This is a genomic window from Brevibacillus choshinensis (genome assembly GCF_001420695.1).
Taxonomy (GTDB): domain Bacteria; phylum Bacillota; class Bacilli; order Brevibacillales; family Brevibacillaceae; genus Brevibacillus; species Brevibacillus choshinensis.
In genome coordinates, this window is the sequence record NZ_LJJB01000010.1 from 676,272 (window position 1) to 698,123 (window position 21,852).

The 21,852-nt window shown below is 48.3% G+C and carries 25 protein-coding genes and 1 pseudogene; 2 read left to right on the forward strand and 24 right to left on the reverse strand.

The features are described 5' to 3' along the window. Nucleotides 1–223: 223 nt before the first annotated feature. The 4 genes from AN963_RS13525 to AN963_RS13540 all read right to left on the reverse strand — a co-directional run bounded on the left by AN963_RS13525 (nt 224) and on the right by AN963_RS13540 (nt 3,550). The gene (locus tag AN963_RS13525) at nt 224–556 is read right to left on the reverse strand and encodes a cupin domain-containing protein (protein WP_055745101.1); all 333 of its coding nucleotides are present in this window, start codon (nt 554–556) and stop codon (nt 224–226) included. Between the two features lie 141 nt (nt 557–697). Next, nucleotides 698–1,582 (reverse strand): alpha/beta hydrolase, encoded by an 885-nt coding sequence (locus AN963_RS13530; RefSeq protein WP_055745102.1) that lies wholly within the window; start codon nt 1,580–1,582, stop codon nt 698–700. Nucleotides 1,583–1,601: 19 nt separating this feature from the next. Continuing rightward, a complete protein-coding gene (locus AN963_RS13535) occupies nt 1,602–2,561 on the reverse strand; it encodes an ABC transporter ATP-binding protein (RefSeq protein WP_055745103.1) in 960 nt (319 codons plus the stop codon). Beyond that, nucleotides 2,558–3,550: an ABC transporter ATP-binding protein gene (locus tag AN963_RS13540; RefSeq protein ID WP_055745104.1), complete on the reverse strand. Its 993-nt coding sequence runs from the start codon at nt 3,548–3,550 to the stop codon at nt 2,558–2,560. The genes AN963_RS13535 and AN963_RS13540 overlap by 4 nt, the downstream gene beginning before the upstream one ends. A 196-nt stretch (nt 3,551–3,746) precedes the next feature. Between AN963_RS13540 and AN963_RS13545 the strand changes: the two genes are divergently transcribed. Continuing rightward, a complete protein-coding gene (locus AN963_RS13545; protein WP_083496933.1) occupies nt 3,747–4,658 on the forward strand; it encodes a LysR family transcriptional regulator in 912 nt (303 codons plus the stop codon). Here AN963_RS13545 and AN963_RS13550 read toward each other — a convergent pair. From AN963_RS13550 to cuyA, 17 genes and pseudogenes are all read right to left on the reverse strand, one after another. After that, nucleotides 4,655–5,563, reverse strand: a complete 909-nt coding sequence (locus AN963_RS13550; protein ID WP_330218836.1) for an ABC transporter permease — start codon at nt 5,561–5,563, stop codon at nt 4,655–4,657. The two genes, AN963_RS13545 and AN963_RS13550, sit on opposite strands and share 4 nt — an antisense overlap. Before the next feature lie 2 nt (nt 5,564–5,565). Next, nucleotides 5,566–6,504 carry a nickel ABC transporter permease gene (gene nikB / locus AN963_RS13555; RefSeq protein WP_055745106.1) on the reverse strand — a complete coding sequence of 313 codons (939 nt, stop codon included), beginning with the start codon at nt 6,502–6,504 and terminating at the stop codon, nt 5,566–5,568. Continuing rightward, nucleotides 6,504–8,192: an ABC transporter substrate-binding protein gene (locus AN963_RS13560; protein ID WP_055745107.1), complete on the reverse strand. Its 1,689-nt coding sequence runs from the start codon at nt 8,190–8,192 to the stop codon at nt 6,504–6,506. The genes nikB and AN963_RS13560 overlap by 1 nt, the downstream gene beginning before the upstream one ends. A 68-nt stretch (nt 8,193–8,260) precedes the next feature. Continuing rightward, nucleotides 8,261–9,355 carry a saccharopine dehydrogenase family protein gene (locus AN963_RS13565; RefSeq protein ID WP_083496934.1) on the reverse strand — a complete coding sequence of 365 codons (1,095 nt, stop codon included), beginning with the start codon at nt 9,353–9,355 and terminating at the stop codon, nt 8,261–8,263. 98 nt (nt 9,356–9,453) lie between these two features. Next, complete coding sequence (locus AN963_RS13570; protein ID WP_083496935.1) at nt 9,454–9,915, reverse strand: MarR family winged helix-turn-helix transcriptional regulator; 462 nt, start codon at nt 9,913–9,915, stop codon at nt 9,454–9,456. 49 nt (nt 9,916–9,964) lie between these two features. Beyond that, nucleotides 9,965–10,858, reverse strand: a complete 894-nt coding sequence (locus tag AN963_RS13575) for an AEC family transporter (RefSeq protein ID WP_055745108.1) — start codon at nt 10,856–10,858, stop codon at nt 9,965–9,967. 192 nt (nt 10,859–11,050) lie between these two features. Then, nucleotides 11,051–11,338 (reverse strand): YdhR family protein, encoded by a 288-nt coding sequence (locus AN963_RS13580; protein ID WP_055745109.1) that lies wholly within the window; start codon nt 11,336–11,338, stop codon nt 11,051–11,053. A gap of 47 nt (nt 11,339–11,385) precedes the next feature. Continuing rightward, on the reverse strand, nt 11,386–12,150 hold the full coding sequence (locus AN963_RS13585; RefSeq protein WP_055745110.1) for a DUF169 domain-containing protein: 765 nt from the start codon (nt 12,148–12,150) through the stop codon (nt 11,386–11,388). A gap of 2 nt (nt 12,151–12,152) precedes the next feature. Next, complete coding sequence (locus AN963_RS13590) at nt 12,153–12,542, reverse strand: Rid family detoxifying hydrolase (protein WP_055745111.1); 390 nt, start codon at nt 12,540–12,542, stop codon at nt 12,153–12,155. A 33-nt stretch (nt 12,543–12,575) separates the two neighbouring features. After that, nucleotides 12,576–13,847 (reverse strand): MFS transporter, encoded by a 1,272-nt coding sequence (locus AN963_RS13595; protein ID WP_055745112.1) that lies wholly within the window; start codon nt 13,845–13,847, stop codon nt 12,576–12,578. A 21-nt stretch (nt 13,848–13,868) separates the two neighbouring features. After that, entirely contained in the window at nt 13,869–14,525 is a 657-nt protein-coding gene (locus tag AN963_RS13600) for a carboxymuconolactone decarboxylase family protein (protein WP_055745113.1), read from the reverse strand. Nucleotides 14,526–14,634: 109 nt separating this feature from the next. Further along, nucleotides 14,635–16,011, reverse strand: coding sequence for an APC family permease (locus AN963_RS13605; RefSeq protein ID WP_055745114.1), 1,377 nt, complete (start codon nt 16,009–16,011; stop codon nt 14,635–14,637). A gap of 47 nt (nt 16,012–16,058) precedes the next feature. Continuing rightward, nucleotides 16,059–17,246 (reverse strand): MalY/PatB family protein, encoded by a 1,188-nt coding sequence (locus AN963_RS13610; protein WP_055745115.1) that lies wholly within the window; start codon nt 17,244–17,246, stop codon nt 16,059–16,061. 317 nt (nt 17,247–17,563) lie between these two features. Further along, a complete protein-coding gene (locus tag AN963_RS13615) occupies nt 17,564–18,241 on the reverse strand; it encodes a helix-turn-helix transcriptional regulator (protein WP_055745116.1) in 678 nt (225 codons plus the stop codon). Nucleotides 18,242–18,285: 44 nt separating this feature from the next. Next, nucleotides 18,286–18,465, reverse strand: a pseudogene (locus AN963_RS30340) (hypothetical protein); the annotation flags it as partial. Nucleotides 18,466–18,478: 13 nt separating this feature from the next. Further along, nucleotides 18,479–18,928, reverse strand: coding sequence for a hypothetical protein (locus AN963_RS13620; protein WP_236707981.1), 450 nt, complete (start codon nt 18,926–18,928; stop codon nt 18,479–18,481). A 126-nt stretch (nt 18,929–19,054) separates the two neighbouring features. Then, nucleotides 19,055–20,059 (reverse strand): D-cysteate sulfo-lyase, encoded by a 1,005-nt coding sequence (gene cuyA / locus AN963_RS13625; protein WP_055745117.1) that lies wholly within the window; start codon nt 20,057–20,059, stop codon nt 19,055–19,057. A 315-nt stretch (nt 20,060–20,374) separates the two neighbouring features. Here cuyA and AN963_RS31185 point away from each other — a divergent pair, with 315 nt between their 5' ends. Next, a complete protein-coding gene (locus AN963_RS31185; protein WP_161827282.1) occupies nt 20,375–20,530 on the forward strand; it encodes a hypothetical protein in 156 nt (51 codons plus the stop codon). A gap of 114 nt (nt 20,531–20,644) precedes the next feature. Here AN963_RS31185 and rpmJ read toward each other — a convergent pair whose 3' ends face one another. The 3 genes from rpmJ to AN963_RS31505 all read right to left on the reverse strand — a co-directional run bounded on the left by rpmJ (nt 20,645) and on the right by AN963_RS31505 (nt 21,829). Further along, nucleotides 20,645–20,758: a 50S ribosomal protein L36 gene (rpmJ, locus tag AN963_RS30345; RefSeq protein ID WP_083496938.1), complete on the reverse strand. Its 114-nt coding sequence runs from the start codon at nt 20,756–20,758 to the stop codon at nt 20,645–20,647. Between the two features lie 478 nt (nt 20,759–21,236). Beyond that, nucleotides 21,237–21,500, reverse strand: a complete 264-nt coding sequence (locus AN963_RS13630; protein ID WP_055745118.1) for a transposase family protein — start codon at nt 21,498–21,500, stop codon at nt 21,237–21,239. Between the two features lie 155 nt (nt 21,501–21,655). Next, nucleotides 21,656–21,829, reverse strand: a complete 174-nt coding sequence (locus AN963_RS31505) for a hypothetical protein (protein WP_169791923.1) — start codon at nt 21,827–21,829, stop codon at nt 21,656–21,658. Nucleotides 21,830–21,852 lie beyond the last annotated feature (23 nt).

Here is a 21,852-nt window from a genome sequence, read left to right on the forward strand (position 1 = left end):
GCGGAAAGTCTATACTCCTTTGCGGGGTGTAAACGGGGCCCCGCCGAACACGAGCGTTAGCTTGTGTTCGGTGGTTAAAGACCGGAGCGCAGATCGGAAACCTGCTTCTCCCCACCACCACTGCATGTTTGTGCAACAAAAAAGCTTATAAATTCCTTTAGTATTAAAAAAGCTGTCTCCTATCCAGCCAATGGTTTGACCAGACACTGACAGCTTCGTTCATCTATGAACAGCATTGAAGCCCCGCTTGATGTACGTTTGGATCGATCGCGATGACATGACATTCTCCATTTGGAACATACAGCTTATACGCGACTCCTTTTGGGATCACGATAAACTCTCCAGCTTCTACCCATATATTACGTTCATGGTACATCATGAGCAGTCTGCCTTTGACCACAAACAAGAGCTCGTCTTTGTCGTCGTGCTGCTGCCAAGCAAATTCTCCTCGCAGCTTTTCCAGTTTGATAGCAGATCCATTCATTTCGCCAACGATTTTTGGACCCCACGATTCTTGAAACTGAGAAAAATGTTGCGTGATGTTTACTTTTTCCATGATGACCCTCTCCTCTTTTGTATACCGTAATGATACGCAAATGAGGAGAGAAGAACCATAGAACACGCCTCACAGCTAGATGAGAGATGAGATCATAAAACGATCATAAGGTACAGAAAAGTGGGACAATACATCCACTGGTTACACGATTCTTCTTTTGACGAAATCCAACACCGTAGACACGTAATGAGCATGCTCATCTTTGATGACACTGTGGCTGCTATTCTCGAAAATAACCAGCTCACATTCGGGAATGAGGCGGGCGATTTCCTCGGAATCTTCTACGGGGGTAATCCAGTCATGTCGTGCGCCCATGACGAGTGTCGGGGCTGAAATGGTCGGCAGCTGTTCACGGAGATCAAAGGTTTTCATGAATCCACCAAATCCTTCATTCAAGGCTTCATAGCAACGATTCGACCGCTCCCGGGCATCCATCCCAGCTTTACGCTCCTCATCACTTGGTTCGGCATTGTGAGTGACCGAGTACAGCGGAGCCATCAGCTCGTAAAATGTGGAGAGCTGCTCCTTGGACGAAAAGGCTCCGTCCCACAGGACTTGCGCGATTGCCTTCATCTCTGGCGTTCCTTTTTCTTCGACGACCTTTTTCGCTTTGTCCAAAAACTCATAGCTAGGTGAGGTCGTCAGCAGCAGCATGCCTGCCACATGCTCCGGGTAGCGTAAGGCGTACGCCTGGGCGACCATCCCACCATACGAGTGCCCGTGCAGGACGATCTTTTCCAGACCCAAATGCCGCCGCAATGCCTCGATATCCTCCAGATTGTTTTCCAGCGAATACGATTCCTGAGGTCCTTTGTCCGAATGCCCGCTTCCCCTATTGTCGATGTAGACGAGCTGCATCTCTTCTGTGAGTGGAGTTAACCCTGGCTTGTAGCCTGTGTGATCCCCTCCTGGCCCGCCATGCAGAACAAAGCAGGTCGGTTTTTGCCGGAGAACAGGGCCATCTGGTACCCACCCCATCCCTTCCACATCAAAGAAAATGCGTGTTCCGTTTATTTGTGCATACATGTGAGCTCTCTCCCTTTTCTCATGAATACAGATGACACTTGACCATCTGCCCGTTCACCATTGTTTCCTCAGGTATATCTGTCTTGCAAATATCCATGCACGATTGACAACGGGGATGAAAGCGGCACCCAGTAGGGGGATTCGCTGGAGATGGCAGATCGCCTTGTAAAATGATGCGCTCCTTTTTTTCATCCGGGTCGGAAACCGGAATGGCTGAAATCAGCGCTCGGGTATACGGATGAAGCGGATTTTGGAACAGCTCTACCTTGTCAGAAAGCTCGACGATTTCTCCTAAATACATCACGGCTACCCGATCGGAGATGTGTTCAACTACGCCTAAGTCATGGGAGATAAAAATGTACGTCATCCCGAATTGCTCTTGGAGGTCTTGGAGAAGATTCAATATTTGTGATTGAATCGAAACATCCAGTGCTGATACCGGTTCATCTGCGACAATCAGATTGGGGCGCAGCATGAGCGCTCTGGCAATTCCGATGCGTTGTCGTTGCCCCCCAGAAAATTGATGGGGATAGCGATCCAGATGAGACGGAGTCAGCCCGACTATGCGGATCGTCTCTTCGATTAGACCTGCCCGCTTTTCCTTCGGCACCTGTTGGGCGACGAGGGGCTCCTCCAGAATTCGGCGGATCGTCAGCTTTGGGTTCAACGTAGCAAATGGATCTTGAAACACCATTTGTAGCTGGCTGCGCATGGCACGCATTTCTTTGCCCGTCAATTTCGTCAAATCTTTGCCTCGGTACCAGATTTCTCCTGATGTCGGCTCCAACAATCGCAGAAGGCAGCGCCCTGTCGTCGATTTCCCACAGCCCGACTCCCCGACGATACTCAATGTTTCCCCTTCACGGACAGTCAGATTGATCCCGTTGACAGCTTGGACGTACTCCGCTTGTTGAAACCAGCCTTTTTTGGAGGCAAAATGCTTCTTCAATCCTTTTACTTCCAGGAGAGTTTTGTTCAAGGTATGTCCCTCCCCTCTGCATCATGCAACCAACATCTGCACAAAGAGCCATCCGGCATATTCTTGAGCTCAGGGCTCTGCTGGTAACAAACGGGCATCGCCTCCGTGCATCTCGGTGCAAAACGGCATCCCACTGGCCATTCTCCGGGTGAAGGGACATTTCCCGCAATCGCGTACAGCCGCTTTTCACCGCGTGAATGATGGGGAACGGAGCGAATTAAGCCCTTCGTATACGGATGCTTGGGACTGCGCAGCAAGGTGCGGACATCCGCCGATTCAATCACTTGGCCGGCGTACATGACAAGCACGCGATCGCACATCTCTGCTACCACTCCCAAGTCATGGGTGATCAGCATCACGGACATGCCCGTCTCCTGTTTCATTTCTCGTATCAGTCCCAGCATTTGCGCCTGAATCGTCACATCCAGGGCAGTCGTGGGTTCATCAGCGATGAGCAGCTGCGGTCGGCAAGCCATTGCCATCGCGATCATCACGCGCTGTCTCATTCCACCGGAAAGGCGATGCGGGTATTCCCCATAGATCTCATGAGCACGCGGAATTCCCACCTGCGCGATCAGCTCAATGGCACGACGCTTCCGCTCCTCTTGCCCCAGAGACGTATGGAGCTGCAGTACTTCTCCGATCTGCCTGCCGATCGTAAGCACGGGGTTGAGAGAGGTCATCGGCTCTTGAAAGATCATCGCAAGTCGATTGCCGCGAATCGATCGCATTTCTTTTTCTTCCAGCTTGAGGGTTTCTTTGCCTTCGAAAAGGACACTGCCCGCAACCACTTTTCCGTTCTTCCCCAAAAGCCGCATGATCGATAAGGAAGTCACGCTTTTCCCGCAGCCTGATTCCCCCACAATTCCTAACGTCTCCCCTTTATGCACTGTAAAATCGATCTCGTCCACGACCGTCACCGCTGTTTTACGCCCCTTGAACTCCGTGGTCAATCCTCTTACTTCTAGCACGGGCGGTTGGCGATTCATCTGGTACCTCCGATCCGCAAGTTCCCTTGCTTTTTTCTGTGAAAAACGTCCCCTCTCATCGGGGGATTAAAACATCTCGACGTTTTTCATAAACGTGGATGTGACCGCTTGTGGTCCAACAAAACGGTCTTGACCGTTTTGTATGTTATACTTCTGCTCATATTTAAAAGTGTAAATATTCTGAAAGGGTGAACTTATGATGAATATGGACAATATTGAGGCATTCCTGTACGCGTTTCAGCTTGGTAGCTTCAACAAGGCTGCAGAAGCTCTCTATTTGACTCAGCCGTCTATCACTGCCAGGATTCAGTCGCTGGAGCGTGAACTAGAAGGCCCTCTGTTTCACCGGGACGGCAAGCAAATCGCCCTGACGGAACGCGGCAAGCAATTCCTCCCATACGCTCAAAAAATATTGCACGCTTACCAAGAAATCTCCAGTACTTTGCGAGAGCAACCCTTGACGGAAAAAAGCCTGACGATCGGTTGTACCTTATTGATGTCGACCCATATTCTTCCGGAAATCCTCCCGATTTATCGCAAGAAATACCCAGGAGTCAATATCCGGATACTCGTAGGCTCCTCTGCCTATATCATGGACAAGGTATTGAAGAAGGAAGCCGATTTTGGACTGGTACGTACCGTATCCCATCCCTTGATCGAATCCTTTCATCTGCACACCGATACGCTCCATTTGGTTGTTCCGCCGCAGCATCCGTTTCGCGATATTCCCCGCTCGAAATTGACGTGGGACATGGTCGGCAAAGAGCCGCACATCGTTCTCGCTCACGGTACGATCGAATGGTTCATGGTTCAGCGCCACTACCATCGGAATCAAATCAATCCGCATATCATGATGGAAGTCGATAATTTTGAAGCGGCAAAAAAGATGGTCATGCGCGGCGTCGGCATCAGCTTCTTGCCCGAACTGTGTATTGCCGAAGAACTGGCAAACCACCTTCTTTTTCATATTTCGCCCCAGCCCGCTGCTCAGCTCACGCGAAAGATTGACATCATCTGTTTGCGGGATGGCAATCGTGATCTGGTCGAGTTTTTCATCCATGCGGTCAAAGCCTTGGACAGGAAAACACTTATGAGCAAGACCATTTAGGTGGATTTCGGATCAAAGATGTCTCGCAGCGCATCTCCTAAAATATTGACGGTAAACACCACAATCGTGATCGATATTCCAGGGAAGGTCGCCAGCCACCAAGCATCGTGGATGTATTCCTTACCTTCACTGAGCATCGTTCCCCATTCGGGAGTAGGTGGTTGGGCACCTAATCCAATAAAGCTCAAAGCTGCCGTATCGAGGATGGCGATCCCGATCTGCAGTGTAGTGTAGACGAGCAGGGGACTCATGATGTTCGGCATGATTTGATAGAGCAAGATCCTCGCATGTGAGGTCCCTACTGCCCGGCTCGCCTCCACGTAACCCGATGATTTGACAGATAAAGTAGCTCCGCGGGTCAATCTGGCGTATTTGGGAATGCCGGCGATCCCTACCGCAATCATCGCGTTGGTCAGGCTTGGACCGAGAATGGCTACGATCGCCATCGCCATGATGATATTGGGGATAGCCAGTAAAATATCCATGACTCTCATCAAGACGGTATCGACGACTCCACCGAGAAAGCCACTCGTCACACCAATAAAGGTACCCGTAATAAAGGTGATGGATACCGCCATGACAGCGACCATCAGTGTCACCCTGGCTCCATGCAGCAGTCTGGACAAGACATCTCTTCCGATGGAATCCGTGCCCAGCACATGATCAGCAGAGGGCTCAGATAGCAATGCCTCATAGAACGGCTGCGTCGGGTCGTGTGGAGCGAGCCACGGCCCAACAATCCCCACCACGATGACGACCAGCAGGATTCCTAAGCTGTACCTTGCCTTTGGATTGCGCCACAGCTTTTCCAGAAAGCTGTCTTCCCGGATCCACGTCATCTTGCTCGCTTCTTTTTGCGAAGGAACAGGCGGAGGGGCAGGCAGAACTGGACTTGCTTGATTCATAGTCATGTTCCCTCCTTGAGCTGTCCGACCTCAATGCGTGGATCGATCACACTGTACAAAACGTCGACCAAAATGTTGATCAGGACAAAAATGACCCCGATGAACAAAATGATTCCTTGGACCAAAGGGAAGTCACGGGAGGCAATCGCACTGATCGCTAGCGACCCGAGTCCCGGCCAGTCAAACACCCGCTCGATAATGACCGTGCCTCCCAAGAGAGAAGCAATCTGCAGTCCGACAATGGTCACGACGGGAATCATCGCGTTGCGAAACGCATGGATGAACAACACGGCCACTTCTCCCAGCCCTTTTGCCCGTGCGGTGCGAATGTAATCAAATGAAAGCACCTCTACCATTCCGGCTCTCGTCAATCTGCTAATGACGGTGGAAGCCAAAACGCCCAACGTAACGGCTGGTAAAACGAGGTCCATCAACCCGGTTCCACCAGCGATGGGAAACCACCCGAGCTTGACTGTAAAAAACATGATCAGGAGTATCCCCAACCAAAAGCTCGGGATCGACACACCGAGCGTCGCCAGGCTCATGGCGGAAAAGTCTAGCAGCGTATCTTTGAATCTAGCGGCGAGAATGCCCATCGTAATCCCGATCAGAATGGCGATTAGCATCCCACTGCCAGCCAGCTTGACGGTAGCTGGAAAGCGCTCCAAAATTTCCGTCAGGACGGGGCGTCCAGTCTTAAAGGACGTCCCCAAATCCCCTTGGAAAACATTCGACAAATAGTGAAAGTACTGCGTCACAAGCGGTTGATTCAGACCCAGCTGTTCTCGTAGAGCATTGACTTGTTCCGCTGTCGCATTCTCTCCTAGCATGATTCGAATCGGATCACCCGGAATCAGATGAATCAAGGCAAAGGAAAAGATCGAGATCCCCAAAAGTACAATCAATCCAGATCCGAGGCGTTGTAAAATAAACTGTTTCATTATTGATTCACCCAGCTGTCTTGGTACATCAAGCCTCGCAGGGGATGCATACGCACTCCTTCCACCGGCTTACGCACGACGTTGAATTGCTTTTCTGTATAGATCGGTACCCACCACGCTTGTTCCACGACGTACTTCTGAATTTCCTTGTAGACTTCCTTGCGAGCCTGACTGTCCACGGTCGTTCTTCCTTTAATCAGCAGGCTATCCAGCTTGTCGTCTTTGACGGCACTGAAGTTCAACCCATTGGCGATTTGGCTGGAGTGCAGGAACAAGTAGAGGACATCCGGGTCATTCAGCGTGTAGCCCATCAGTGTCATGTCAAAATTGCCTTTTGTTGCGGTGTCTACTAGAGCTCCCCACTCGAGCGTTACGATCTTCACATCTACCCCGATATCTTTTAGCATCGCCTGGATCAGTTGCGCTGCTTGAGCCCATGTTCCGGTTTGCGCCAGGATCTCCAGCGTCAAAGGCTTGCCATCCTTTTCATAGATTCCTTGGGCATTTTTCTTGTAACCGGCTGTTTCTAGCAATCCTTTTGCTTCATCGACCTTATAGGCATACCCGTAATCTTTTACCGCTTCATCGTAACCAAACAGGGAAGGAGGCAGTGGACCGTAAGCAGCGACACCCTCACCTTGTATGACCGCCTTCATGATCGCTTCTTTGTTGATCGCCTTGTTCAACGCTTGTCTGACCTCAAGCTGTTGGAATACAGGCTTTCTCGTGTTCATCATGATAAACAGACCGAGACCATTGCGGAGCATTTCCTTTACCTCGTACTTCGGATTATCCTTATACTTCTTCACGTCTTTGGCATCGATTTTGGAGGCAATATCGATTGAGCCACTTTCTAACGCTGCGAGCATCGTCTGATTTTCATTAATGAATTTATACACGAGTTTATCCGGATAGGCGGGGCCCTGGTTTTTGGCGATCGGATCAGCCCACGTAAAGTCTTCGTTGCGAACGAAAGAAATGGATTGGCCATTCACCCAGCTGTCAAACTTCCACGGGCCGACCCCTACTGGTTGACGTCCGTATTTGTCTCCCGCTTTTTGGATAGCGGCAATGGAAAGGGGCTGCAGCCAGCCTGGATCACTCAAATATTGGAGGAGTGGCGCGAATGGTTGCTTGAGCTTTAAGACGAGCGTCTTGTCATCCGGCGCTTCTACGGAGGCTACCTCAGACAGGTTGCTCCCCGCCACTTTTGCCGCCGTCTCCGGGTTGAGGGCACGCTGATACGTTTCAGCAAACGATTTTGCCGTCAGAGGCGTTCCATCCTGAAACTTCACTCCGGATCGAATGACAAAGTTCCACGTCTTCCCATCGTCTGATACCGTCCAGCTCTCTGCCAAATAAGGCTTGAATTCCAGCGTTTCAGGGTCTTGCGTAACCAAGCCGCCACCGAGATTTCCCGCGATCTGGTTCGCTACCGCCATCCCTGTTTTTTGGATGTCCAATTGATCGGGCTCATCCTTTAATCCGATGGTGATGGTTCCGCCTTTTTTCGGTTGCAGGTTGGAGGCAGCTGGCTGCTCTCCTGACGGTGCCGTTGTTGATCCACCCGGTGCTGGCGTTGAAGTTGAGGTCGTGGTGGAATTTCCACACCCCGCCATCAACGTAGCTGCCAGTGACACCATCGCTGTAATCGCCACTATTTTCTTGATAGATACGGTCGTGCCCATATCTTCGCCCCCCTTGCTTGTGTGAAAAATGATTTATGAATACATTATCATTTTTCTGAAAATATTGATTATTGGACATTTCTATATGGTATAGATGATTTGTTAACAGTAATCTGATGATCGAAGGTATAGGCGGCTTGGATATATTCCCAGACATCTTCCAATTCGAACAATTGCTCCATATGATACACGCCTTTTGGCAGATCCTTGCGGTAGATCGCGTCCGCTGTCCATGCCGCGACTTTGGCTGTGATCTCTGCCTCTTTTTTCCCAGCGATCAGATACTCTACCTCTCCTCCATCTCCGTTGGCATCTACTTTGATCGCAAACAATTCTTTTCCCAATCTAATCGCACCAAACAACCGAACGACACTCTCTCGTAGCCACTCCACTCTCAATAAATGGAAAAAACCTACCCTTTTCAAAATAGCCAAAAACAAAGTAACGATGGACGAATCAAAGCATAAGCGCGTGGAAACACACGATACTCCCAACGTATGCGGAATCACTTGCTGGTCAGAAAAGGGGAAACGATACGATGTTCTTTTGCCCAGTCCTTTGCCAAAATCCGCTTTTCTAGGGTCAGTAAAGCTTGCTACTGGCACAATCTGTCCTGCATTCATTACGGAAAAAGTGGTTTGCAGCTGATCGATTGTCCACTCGATCGCTCCCTTTCCATGCTGATCCCCGAGCCCCAGCATCACCGAAATGTCTAGGGTTCTAAGCGGACCTATTTCACGTTTGGCTCGTGCTGCGAGCAAATTGGTCAATCCCGGAGCCAAGCCGACGCTGAGCACAGCTGTTGCATGTCCATCCTTTGCATCGGAATGTAAGTGTTCCACTTCGGACAAGAATGTATGGCTCGCCGAAATATCGAGATAATGAATCCCCTGTTGCAGACACCTCTGGACAAATTCCGTGTTGGTCTGATCCAGACACATGACGACAACCTTTACGTCCTGAAGTGCCGATGGATGAATCGGCTCCGCTGTATCCAACGCGAGAGGACGAACCTTCCCGCCCATGGTTTGGCAAAAGCGCTCTGCTTTTTCATGGCTTCTACCTGCTGCTATCACATTCCCTGGATAGGTTAGTGAAAGCTCGCGGCAAATGGTGCTTCCGACATGTCCATATCCGCCCACTACCAAAAAGTCTTTTCTCATTTCTGCGCGCTCCCTCTGCACTGCCTCAAGGCTACGATCAGTCAGCTCCAAGGCACAAATTGCATGTAGTATAGTAACTAAACTATCTAACCAAAAAATTAAGGTTGCAAATATGCAACCAGTTTATCGACGCATGCTTCGAAAATCTCGATTTCCTTTGGATCAAATTGAGCATACAGATCTTGGTAAAACTTCTCGTGCAATTCTCGATGGGCTTGGAATGAACTTTTTCCTTTCTCCGACAGTGAGACGAGGATGACGCGAAAGTCGTCTGGATCGTGGACACGATCGACCAGCTCTTTTTCATGCAATCGCGCGATGACTTGTGTGACGGCGCCCTTCGTTACGCCCAATCGCTTTGCCAGCTCGCTCATGAGCATACTTCCTTCGCTTCCGATCGCATCAATCGTATGGATCTCGCTTGGCGTCAACGCTCCGCCTTCCCCAAACGTACGTGGCTGGCGCTCCAGTCTTCTCAGCTGCAGGATTAGACGTCCAATGGCATGGCTACCTGTCGACATTTCATTCGTGTGTGAAGGGTTGTTATTGTTATCATTCATGCATGTAGTTTAGCTTCTTAACGAAATCGTTGTCAAGGTTTTCCTACCCTCAATGCAGCACATTCAATAAAAACGTCAACGTCCCTACACTAATCACCGTCGTCACCAGCACGCTACTGGACACAAACTGCGGTCGCATATTGAACTGAATCGCATAGATCGCCGTCGTCGCGGCAGAAGGCATGGCGGCTAAAATGACCAGCACGTTTTGCAGCAGCGGGTCGATCGGAAAGAAGAGACAGATCACATAAGCCAAAAGAGGAGATGCGATGAGACGAATCACACTAGCTACGCTGAGCTCCTGCCACTCAAAGGTCGAGGAAGAGACATTGGCCAGCTGCATCCCGAGGATCAGCATAATAACGGGTATTGCCGCCTGTGCGACCAGATCGATCGCCTGATAGTAGCTCTCTGGGATCACGATCTGAAATTGCTGGAACAAGATCGCCACGATCACCGCGTAGTTGGAGGGCTGCTTGAAAACCGCTTTAATCGCGGTCCCTACTCCGCCTTTGCCGCGCGAAGCAAAGTACACACCAAACACACCCATGATGATCGAGTGGAAGACCATGATTTGCACGGCATACGTAAACCCGGCGTCACCAAACGCAAACAAAATAATCGGTGTTCCGTAGTTCCCGCTGTTCATAAAGGCGGTCGACAGCATCATCGCGCTCTCCTGCTGCTTGTCGTACTTGAATAGCTTGGCGGACAACCATGTGAGGAGAATCAACGCGCCCAGCAGCAGCATGGAGATGGCGACGATGTAAAAGAGCTGGAGATCCAGCTCCGTCTTGTAAAAGGTACGGAACACAAGGGCAGTCGTCAGGACGTAAATGGCGAGCGTCGAGATCGGCTTGAGGTCGAGCTTGAAGATGCGTTGGAGAATATACCCCGAAAGAAAGATCAGCAAGACCGGCAAAATGACTTGCAGGAAAATCATGCGCGATACCCACTTTCCGAATCAAATGAATGATAAGAACAGTATAGCAGAGGCAAACCGAAAAAAACCCGCCTTGGTTGGCGAGTTTTTCTCTGAAATGTGGTCTTAAATCGGGGAGTGGCATGTCTGCCGGCTCCTCGGGAGGTCAATGGGGGGCTGTTTACTCTGCAAGTTGCGCCCGCTCAGTCGGTGCTACGTGCGAAGCGTATATTGTACATCCACAATTTCAATCGAAAGTGGTTCTTTTAATTCGAATCGTTCAGGTAAAGACTTAATAATTGGGCCATTCAGGTATTCCGAAAGGGCTTGTTCGCTTTCCCATAAATAGACGCCGCCAACCTCACCTGTTTCTTCATTTTTAACGTAGTATTTCTGGATGAGACCATTCAATGAGCGGAATTTCTCGAATCCGGCCTCGGACAATTGCCTCAATTCTTCTGCCGATTTGTTGGATTTGAATCTCATAGATAACATTTTCATCTCTACTCTCTCCTTTTTTCTGCTGATTCATAATCGTTTTCACGTCTTTATCCATAGCTATGCGAAAGGCCGGCTCTTGCATCCATTTGCACTCCGTATTGAGGAATGGGGTAACGCAGACCGTTTCGGGACAACTTTTCAAGCCCATCGATTGCCTTCAGGAGATACTCCGGCGGCAATGCCATCAGCAGTTCCTCATCCAAGACACCTCCATACCTTCTTTCCGCGAAACAAGGAATGGAGAGACTCGGTTCTCTTGTGGTAAGGGCCCTCCCCCAGGAATCAGCACAGGAAGATTCGCCGACAATGCTCCACTCCATTTTTTTATACCCTGACCATTGCAAGCCATTGATGAACAGGATCATTTGACCTGGAGTTCCATATATCAAACAAATGTCTGGAATAAACCGCTGCGAGGTCAAGGGTGACACAGCCATTGCTTCATACTTTCCATAGGGGATTACCGACATGGCTTGCTGATGGGCGGCGGCATCTTCTTGGCTTTCAAACCATACTCCTGTCATCTCTTTCCCTGACAGCCATTCGTCATTGCGCGGATGCAGGCCTAATACGACTCCGCATTGCGCAGATACGAGGTCGGCTGCCGTAATCCCCACTGTCCACCCAAGTCTGGCCGCCTGTGCTACGATTTGATCAGCGGTATGGATGGCTTTCGGTCTGCGAATCTTTGGCACAGCTTCCATCTCTTCTTTGCTAGTGAACATCTTCATCCCGATTGGTGTGGTTTTCAAGCGCAAGAAATGATTCAGGCTGTCCGTGATTTTTTTCCAATCGTATTCTTGTTCTTCCATTTTCACGCCTCCCTTCTAGTCGCGATTGCTTCGATTTCTATCTTGGCGCCTTTTGGAAGCCTCGAGACTTCGACAACCGCTCTGGCCGGGATCTCATCGCCTTGAAAATAGGAGGCATAAATTTTGTTAATCCCTTCGAAACATGCGAGATCTGTAACATAAATGGTTGTTTTGACCAGATCACGAAAACCTAGATGCGCTTCTTGCAGAATGGCTCCAACATTTTTCAAGGACTGGGCAGCCTGCTCGTAAATATCATCGGAAACCATTTCATCGGTTAGAGGATCAATGGGGAGTTGGCCGGATATGTACAAGAATGTCCCTTCCGCCAGAACTGCCTGCGCGTAAGGTCCTACTGCTTTTGGTGCTTCCATTGTTGAAATTCTCTTCATGTGAATGGCTCCTTTTCCAATTCTGATTATTTTTCAAACAGCGCTGGAAACCTGTTTTTTCTTGGCCAGAACGGATTTCTGATAAAAGGACCGCAATGTGGGAGAAATAAGCAACAGGACAATGACCGCAACGACGAAACTGCCACCAGTGATGAACATGTTGATTTTCGGCGGAATGGTCTGGCTAAGCGATCCGTATAAAAAGTTCCCGACAGCCATGGCTCCGGAAGCTGTAATGAAATTCACGCTAGCCACACGTCCTCGATACTCGTCACTTGCCCGTTGCAAGACAAATGACAGGTTAATCGCCATGAATACTGCCTGAGATCCGCCTACGGTAAGTCCAACAATGAAGGCAAACAACGGTGTATGGGTAAGTCCTAAGGCAACCAAGGAGAGTCCGCTTGCTATCGCCATGACGATATACAGGATACCCTGCCCTCGTGGTGTGGAGATCGATGCAGTACTCAGATTCCCGACGATCGCCCCCAATCCGATAAACATCATGAGGGTCCCGTAAATCCCGCTGTCGGCGGTCAGGTCATCCCGAATAAACTGTGGCAATAGAGAGGTATATGCCATTGTTAATAAACAATGCAATCCCACCATCACCATCAAGAGGGCAAGTATCGGTGTCTTCCTCATGTAAACAATCCCCTCTATGACAGGACGAAACAGGCTGCTGATGCGCAGAGTCCCTGACTGAGCGTGCGGCGTTTGATTTGTTTGAATCCTGAGCGATTGCATACCTGCTGCCGCGTACAACAAAAAGCATAGAGAGAATACGGCGAATGGCCCGACTAAAACGAGCAGCGGACTGGCCAACGCTGATCCGAGAAATCCTGCTCCATGCTGTACGCTTCCCTGCAGCGCCGTCGCATTGAATAGAGCAGTCTTCGGGATCAGGTCAGGCATGATTGCATTCGTGCAAGTCATTTGCAGGTTAAAGGAAATCCCCAAGAAAAACGCGCTCGCAATCACGCCCCCAGGAGCAACTGCCCCCATGCTGCCGAGCAGCGCCAAACAACCGGTGTTGCATGCGTTGAAAAATAATGCGATCGACAACAAACGACGGCGATCAAAGCGGTCCACCAATACGCCGATGATAGGCCCAAAAAGGACTCCCGGGATCATCGTGGCGAAAACGGCTGCTCCCACCAAGGCCGTTGAATTGGAAAGGGAAAAAATGAGCCAGCTGGCCGCAACCGTAAAAGCGTATTGTCCGGAATTGGCCAGGGCCGTACTAAACCATAGAAAGCGGTAGTTTCGAAACCCCAGTGAAGCGAAGGTTTTTGGAATCTTCATTTCGTTGTCCCCTTTAAGGGTCTATTCGTCGTAGGCATTAAGGGCATTGATACTATGTGCGAGTGCTGAACCAGCCTTTAACGCAGTGGCGACAAAAATGGCTTCGGTCAGTTCTTCCATCGTTACTCCCAGCTTTTTCGCCATCTTCGTATGGCCATCGATGCAATAGGCGCATCCGGTGACATGGGCTATCGCCACGGCAATGCATTCCTTCTCTTTTTGGCTTAACAGACCGGGCTTCATCGCCTGGTGGCTGAATGCCAGATAGGAACGGAACAATTCAGCGTTTTCCTCCCGAAACTCCTTCAGTCTCTTCATGCTCGACAGCGTGTAAAGGTCGTCTTCCCCTGTTTCGTCGTACGCCTGCAGCGCATTTGCCCCGTGAGCCATCGCAGACCCCGCTTTAAGCGCCGTCGCTACCATGATCGCTTCCGTCATCTCTTCTTTTGATGCCTCTAGTTCTTTTATTTTCTTGACATGAGCCTCGATACAATACGGGCAACCCGTTACGTGGGCTACCGCCACGGCGATCAACTCTTTTAATTTCGCCGACAGTGCCCCTGCGGACAAAGCCTGTTGGTTAAAAGCGCCAAACGCTCTAAAGGTTGCAGGTGCCAGCTTTCCCAATTCCGAAAGTCTCACGCTATACGATTTTTTGTACAAACTGTCATTGCTCATGGTTTACCCTCCATTACATGTAAATTGTTTTTATGAAAAGGAAGACTCACCTCATGATGTGGAAGTGAGTCTCCCTTCCAGGCAATTCGCTGAAAAAATGTTTGTTTCTTTATAAGGCCTTTACGTTAGCAGGTGGTTCTTGTTCCTGCTCTGCAGAAAAACCGAGAGACTCTTTTGTTTTCATTTTTTGGTTTTTCCCCGCAATCATCACGTAAATGGCCGCGCAGACGATGTAGATAAACACCCCGACAAGCAGACCAGCTGTCAAGTTTTTAAGCAGCAGGTACCCTTGAACCAAGGACAAAATCACAGCAATGACGACAATCAGATTTAACGTCTTTGGCTTGAATTTGAATTTGGATTTGTTGTATAATTCCGGGTATTTTTTCGGCATTTGGGTGGCAGCGACCAAAGGGATGAGATTGGCAAAGAAACCAATTCCGCTCCCCAATGATGCGATTGACTTCAGGGACAGTCCAGTAACAATTGGGATGATTCCGATCAGATAAAACAGTGTCAAGATCCAGAAGGGTGTGCCGAATTTGCTGCTGACCGTGCCCAATTTTTTCGGTAACCAGCCGTCTTCACAGGCAATCAGGATCCCTTTGGTTGCCCAAGACAGTTGAGCATTTAACGTAGTGGCCAGCGCAAACATCGCTCCGCCGATGATAAAGAAGATGAAGAGCGGTCCGGGCAGGATCGTTCTGGCCACATCGGTCAACGGCTTATTTGCTACTTCCGCAACCGGTAATACACTTGAGGCTACAGCCGCCATTAATGCGTACAAGATGCCGACCCCAATCGTCGTCGTGATGATCGTCAACGGGATATCCCTGCCCGGGTTTTTCATCTCCCCGCCGAGTTCGGCTACATATTGGGCACCGCCGGTAGCAAAGGACAGCAAGGCAACCGCTGAGAGAAATCCGCTGATTCCCCCTGGGAACATTTCCCTCGTGTTAAACACGGAATAATTGACTTCCGGTACTCCCCAGGCAATGAACAACCCAAGAGAAAGTACCAAGATGACCACCATGATTTTTTCCGCGATCGCAGCAACTTTTACTCCGACTAGGTTAGTGACGTAGAACACCGTCAACATGATAAACGCGACAGGCTTAATCGGGACCGTGGGGAACAGGCTTTGCAAGTAATCAGCAAACGAGAGCGCATACAGGGCAACAGTCAAGTTTGTTACCAAAAACAGCAACAACCAGAAGAAACCAAGTTTTGGAGATAAGAGACGGCTGGAGTAGCGATAAAATCCCCCTGTAGTTGGAATGGTTGCGCCCATAACTGCAGTGGGCATCACCTTAAACAGCGTAAAGATCGATGAAAGAACAAATGCCATTACCACGCCGGTTCCAGTCATGCCGATGGCGACCCCGGTGAGGGACATAATCCCCGCTCCGATGATTTGACCTACGGCGATGCCCAATGTATCTCCCAGTCCCAACACTTTCTTCAGCTTCGCTTCTTGACTAGCCATATGCTTCCCACCTTTCCGTCTCAAGTTAATTATTTGAATACTCAGTTTTATTTAATTGCGCCTCTGCAACTGTTGACCGCCTTTTCAATTCTGCTAAGACCCTCTTCCAACACGGACCGAGGACAGGCAATATTCATCCGGATAAATCCTTCTCCACCCAACCCGAAGGTAAAGCCCTGATTTACAGCTACCTTGGCCTGCTTCAGAATAAACTCCTGAAGGGTCTCCGTATCCATGCCTAGCTCTCGGCAATCCAGCCAGACGAGGTAGGTGGCTTCCGGTTTGATCACCTTGATGCCGTTAATCCTCTTCTCGACATATTCGGTCAGAAAATCAAGATTTTGCTGCAGGTATTCCAAAAGCTGGTCCAGCCATTCGTCGCCGTATCTGTATGCGCTTTCAGTTGCCACTACGCCAAAGGTATTTGTCAAACGTATAGCCAGCGTGTTCATGGTCGCCTGAAATATTTCTCTGTATGTTTCATTCGGAATGATGATGTTAGATGCTTGCAGACCTGCCAGGTTAAACGTTTTGCTGGGAGCTGTACAGACGATGCTGTTCTCGGCAAATTCCTTCGAGATGGCGGCAAATGGAGTATGCGTGTGGCCTTTCAATACAAGGTCACCGTGAATTTCATCAGAAACGATATGAACATTGTTCCGGATGCAGATGTTCCCCAGTTCGGTAAGCTCTTCTCGCGTCCAGACCCTCCCCCCTGGATTATGCGGATTGCACAGGATCAGCAGCTTGACGTCAGGGTCCATTTTCCTTTGCAAGTCGTCGAAATCCATCATATAGCTGCCATTTTCATAGCGAAGCGGATTGTGGACGACTTGCCGTCCGTTTCCTTCGACGACATTAGTGAATGGATAGTATACGGGCGGTTGAATCACCACTTTATCTCCTGGTTGGGTAAAGGCTTGCACGATATAATTCAGCGCCGGGACCACTCCAGGGCAATGACAAATCCACTCTTTTTGTACGGACCACTGATGCCTTCTCTTCATCCAGCCAATCACGGCTTCGTAATAGGACTCCGGTCTCAATGTGTAGCCAAATATTCCATGTTCGACTCTTTCTTTCATCGCTTCAATGACAGGGGCGGGAGCCATAAAATCCATATCTGCCACCCACATGGGGATTAGGTCTTTTTCCCCAAACAAATTCTCCGATTCATCCCATTTAATAGAAGCCGTTTGGAATCGATTGATTACCTTATCAAAGTCGTAGCGCATAACGTTACCTCCTCCTTTTTTATCCAGCTTGCTTTCGAAGGGACAGAAGCAACCAGGAAAGTAAAATCAAGACAAAACCACCTCCTACGGTTATTAATGTGACTCCATACTGACCTCCAAAAATGTCCGTAAAAAATGCTGCTAACGACGAAGTATCGTGGATGCAAGTCGGCATGCTCTCCACACCCTTAATAATAATTTATTCATATGATAATTTATTATTATCAATTAGTCAATATTTTCTGACTTTTTAATGGGTAAACGGCTAAAGAAAAGACTTCGCTCTTCTTCAGCCGACTACTTCCGCTAAAAACTTGTTAAGATTCGATTTTACTAATGTACCTGTAGACTGTGGCTTCTGACGTCTTCAAATGCTTAGCGACTTCCGAAACAGATCCTTTGATTAAGAAGACCCCTTTTTCTGACAACCTTTGGATCACTTTCATTTTTTCCTCAGGAGACATTCTATCCGGAGGGATTTCCATTTCAGAAAGCGCTTTCAAGATGATCGATGTGGTGAGATCCTCGATCGACGTATGCAGATCCTCAATCGGACTGCTTGCACTCTCCAAATTCTTCCCTTCCAAATTCAATCCGTTTGGCGATACGGAAAACACACCCTGAATCATTTCATCCAGGAGGTTTCTGGTCTCAACCATTGCGCTGATGTCCATGTTGATACAGAGCATGCCGGCAACGTTCCCCATGTCGTCCTTAATGAAAAAAGTCGATGAGCGAACGATCTTTCCGTCTTTCGTTTTACCGGAATAGTTAATCAGAAAGTCTTTCTCCAAATAGGATTTTTCCTTTAATATTTGCAGCGCCAGATCCGTCAAAGAACCGCCGACTTTCCTGTTGCTTACATGGCTGTTTTTGATCGCCACTATTGATTTTTCAATATTACTTACGTCGTGAAGAACGATTTCGCAGTGACTTCCTAATACACTTCCTAAAAATTCAACCAGCGGAACATAGTTAATAAGCTGGGATTTCATTCTTTCACCTCGTAATAATAATTTATTTATATGATAATTTATTATTATTTCCTGGTCAATATTCTTGATTTATCAGGCCATCTATTTAAAAAAAGAAGAGTGCCCGCTTGAACGTGGCACCCTTCTTTTTGCTTCAACAGCCCAACTCCCGCTACACTATTCCCATACTTGTCTATTGCAGGTCCGTAAACGCCGATTCCGCATCCGTCAGGAAATGGCGTATTCCTTTTTTTCATTCTAAAGGCCAAGGTGAAAGTCGAGCAGTTCTTTCGGATCGATGGTTGCCTCGAACGTCTTTGTATACAGCTCTTGGACGGAAATGCTTATACTTTGCATAGAACTATCGATATACTCTGTCGATATCAGCATATCAATACTCACGCGATCCAACAGCTTTCGCTGGGAGTAAACCATCTCCAGAAATCCCTGATAGATGCTGGATTCAGTGGGTGAGATATGCTCCATGCGTTTGTCGGTACCCAATGCATTTTTGGCAATGAGATACGGGATAGGTCCGGAAAAAAGCCAGTGATCGACGTACTGGTCATTTTCCATGACGATTCTTTCCGTCTCTTTGGTCTCTGTATAGGGAGATGGAATGACGTTCATTTCCTGATCAAAGTCTTTTGCGATCGATAGGATTCTCTCTACCGTTTGCTTTGGTCCAACCACTCCAGTTTTAAACATCGTATCGTCTTCCCTCTGCATTCTATTTATCCTACTATTTTATAAATTCCTTCTGACATAAATCCACCTCTATGCCGACACAAAAAAAGAGCCCCGAAAAGGCCCTCTTTCAGCTTGCCAATCTTCTTAGGATTCCTTTGGTATAAACAACTCTGGCACGGTATACAGGGCAGGCGAGCCTCCTGTATGCAAGAATAACACGTGGTCTTCCTTGGCAAATCGTCCTTCGCGGATCATCCCGATGAGACCGGCCATGGCCTTTCCGGTATAGACAGGATCGAGCAAAATGCCCTCCGTCTGTGCTACGAGTTTGACTGCTTCCACCATTTCCTCCGTTGGAATCGCGTAGCCCGGACCCACGTAGCGATCTTCACAAGAAATCAGCTCTGCCCCAATCTCACTTTGCAAACCGATCATCTCAGCCGTACTGCGCAACAGGTCCAGTACCTTTGCCTCTTGGGTGGTACGATCGCGGCTGACATTGACACCGATCACCTGTGTACTCGAATGACGAGCCAAAAATCCGGCTACCAGACCTGCTTGTGTCCCGGCGCTGCCCGATGCGGTTACTACATAATCATACGGCGTTCCTGTCTCCCACGCTTGCTGTTCGATTTCTTCCGCGCAGGCCATATAGCCAAGCGTACCGATTTCATTGGAACCACCGACGGGGATCAAATACGCTTTTCTTCCTTCACTCGCCAACTCTTGCGCCAGCTTTTCCATCACGGGCTGCATATCGCCATCAGCTGGGATAACTTCGATTTTTTCCGCTCCCAGGAGGTGGAACAGCAAGTGATTGCCACTTGCTTGCGGTTCGTAGCCCGTTGCAGGCTCTGTCAACACCAGCTGGCATTTCAGACCATCACGCACAGCCGCAGCCAACGTCAAGCGACAGTGATTCGATTGGACTGCTCCGCACGTGATGAGTGTATCCGCTCCTTGTTTCAGCGCGTCGGCCACGAGGTATTCCAGCTTTCGCGTCTTGTTCCCTCCTACCGTCAGGCCCAACTGGTCATCTCGTTTGATAGAGATCGTAGGCCCTCCCAGAGCTTGAGAGAGTCGCTCCAGTTTTTCGATGGGTGTCTGCCCAGTTGTGTAGCGTCTACGCTCGTAGCGGATTGGGTTCATGATATCTCCTCTTTTCCAGCAAATAGTCTCTCTATAGTATACTCCTCTCTATCGTGGAATCCTCCATGTGAACTAGACGAGCATGCTTTATGCGTAGCTACTGTTCGAAGAAAATAAAGTATTAGACTGACCCTGACAATTAAAACAGCGTAGCCATGGACCAGAAAATAAAGTCCTAGACTGCCGCTGTTTTATTGAACTATAGAACCCGTTAGCTAAAAAAGAAAGAGAGTAACATAATTGTATTCGACCTTTTATAATACGATACCGTAAAGAGGAAATAATAAGGATAACTAGAGAGGAAAGGAGCCGTTTATGAAGAGACAGCCTCAATTAGGAAAAGAACTGAATGAAAAAACAGGAGGGGGCGAAGGCGTAGCAAACAGGATAGAAGAGCAAGATGAAATAGAAGAACAAGATAATATTGAAGCAGTGTATGGCATTGAAGATAATGATGAATATGCTGGATAGAGATACTCCATTATACTATTTGGCCATTAAAAAACATGAGGCTGAAAATCAAACGATGGCATGACAATAAAAAGGAACACTGAGGATTTTCTACAGTGTTCCTTGAAGGTTCAATTAACCTTGTCTTTGCTTGTGTTTCGTATTCTCACAGATCACCATGACAGTTCTATTTCTTCTAATCGTTTTACATTTTTCACATATATGTTTTACAGATGGTCTAACTTTCATTATAAGTACCTCCTTACCAGCTTGCCTTCTTGATCGGCTACAAACGAAAATACAGAAAACATTGTATATAAATGTATATCTTATGGTATATCAACTTTTAATCAAGATCAATTGATAATCTGTGGAAATCAAGTACTGGTTGAATACAAAAACATATGGGGAGAGCTAGAATTAAAAAGGATTGGCAATATGGAAGCAGGGAGAAGGCATCATCTTCTCCCTGCGGATAAACTTTTCTATAACGTTATGGAAAGGATGAAGTGGGGATAACGTCAGGGAACGTGATGAAGTACTACCAGTCGAACTCGTAGCCTGTGCTGATCAAGCTCTGTATCACTCCAAGGAGAATGGAAGAAACAGGACAACCATGTACCAGACTGTAGAGGCTCGCTAATCACTGATAAAAAGCAATAAAAGAGACTCGGGCACATACGCCAAGTCTCTTTCCTATTTTCGTAATCTTCTCTTTCCTTTTTGCTCAATGTCTATTTCGTGTGTTTTTTTCCCATAACACGAGCCCATCCGTTTTCTTTTTGTACGAGCACGCCCCCGATACCTGATCCCATTTTTTATTCCCGCATCCCGTGCAGCGATATCGTCTGCGCTTCACTTCCACAAAGACAACTTCGCCGTCACTCAAAGCCTGATAGTACTGGATTTTTTTCTCGGTTTTATGAAACTTTTGATTCCCACAAGTCTCGCAATGGTGAGGAGGTACAGTCTGTATTAAGGAGTTATGCATTCAGATGCCACCTCTCTTTGATGGAATGAGCGTTCATTCGAAAATGATTTTTTATTCTATACCCCCTCGGATCTCCTCATAAACCTTTCTTTGCCTATAAAAAAGCCGAGAAACGGCAGGTAATTTCATCCTGTTCGCTTCCCGGCTTTTTTGTCCTACAGATTTTCAGCGCTCTTTAATGCATGCTCCCAACTCGGAAAGTAAAAGAGCGCATTTCTCATTAATTCGGGATCCGTTTGCTTCACTTGCTTTTTGCTGACCGATCCTCCATTGCTCTGAATCGATCTGATTCTGTTAATGACCTCATCCGCGCCAAAAGTAGCTTCCATCGCAAACACTCCTTTTAGACTTC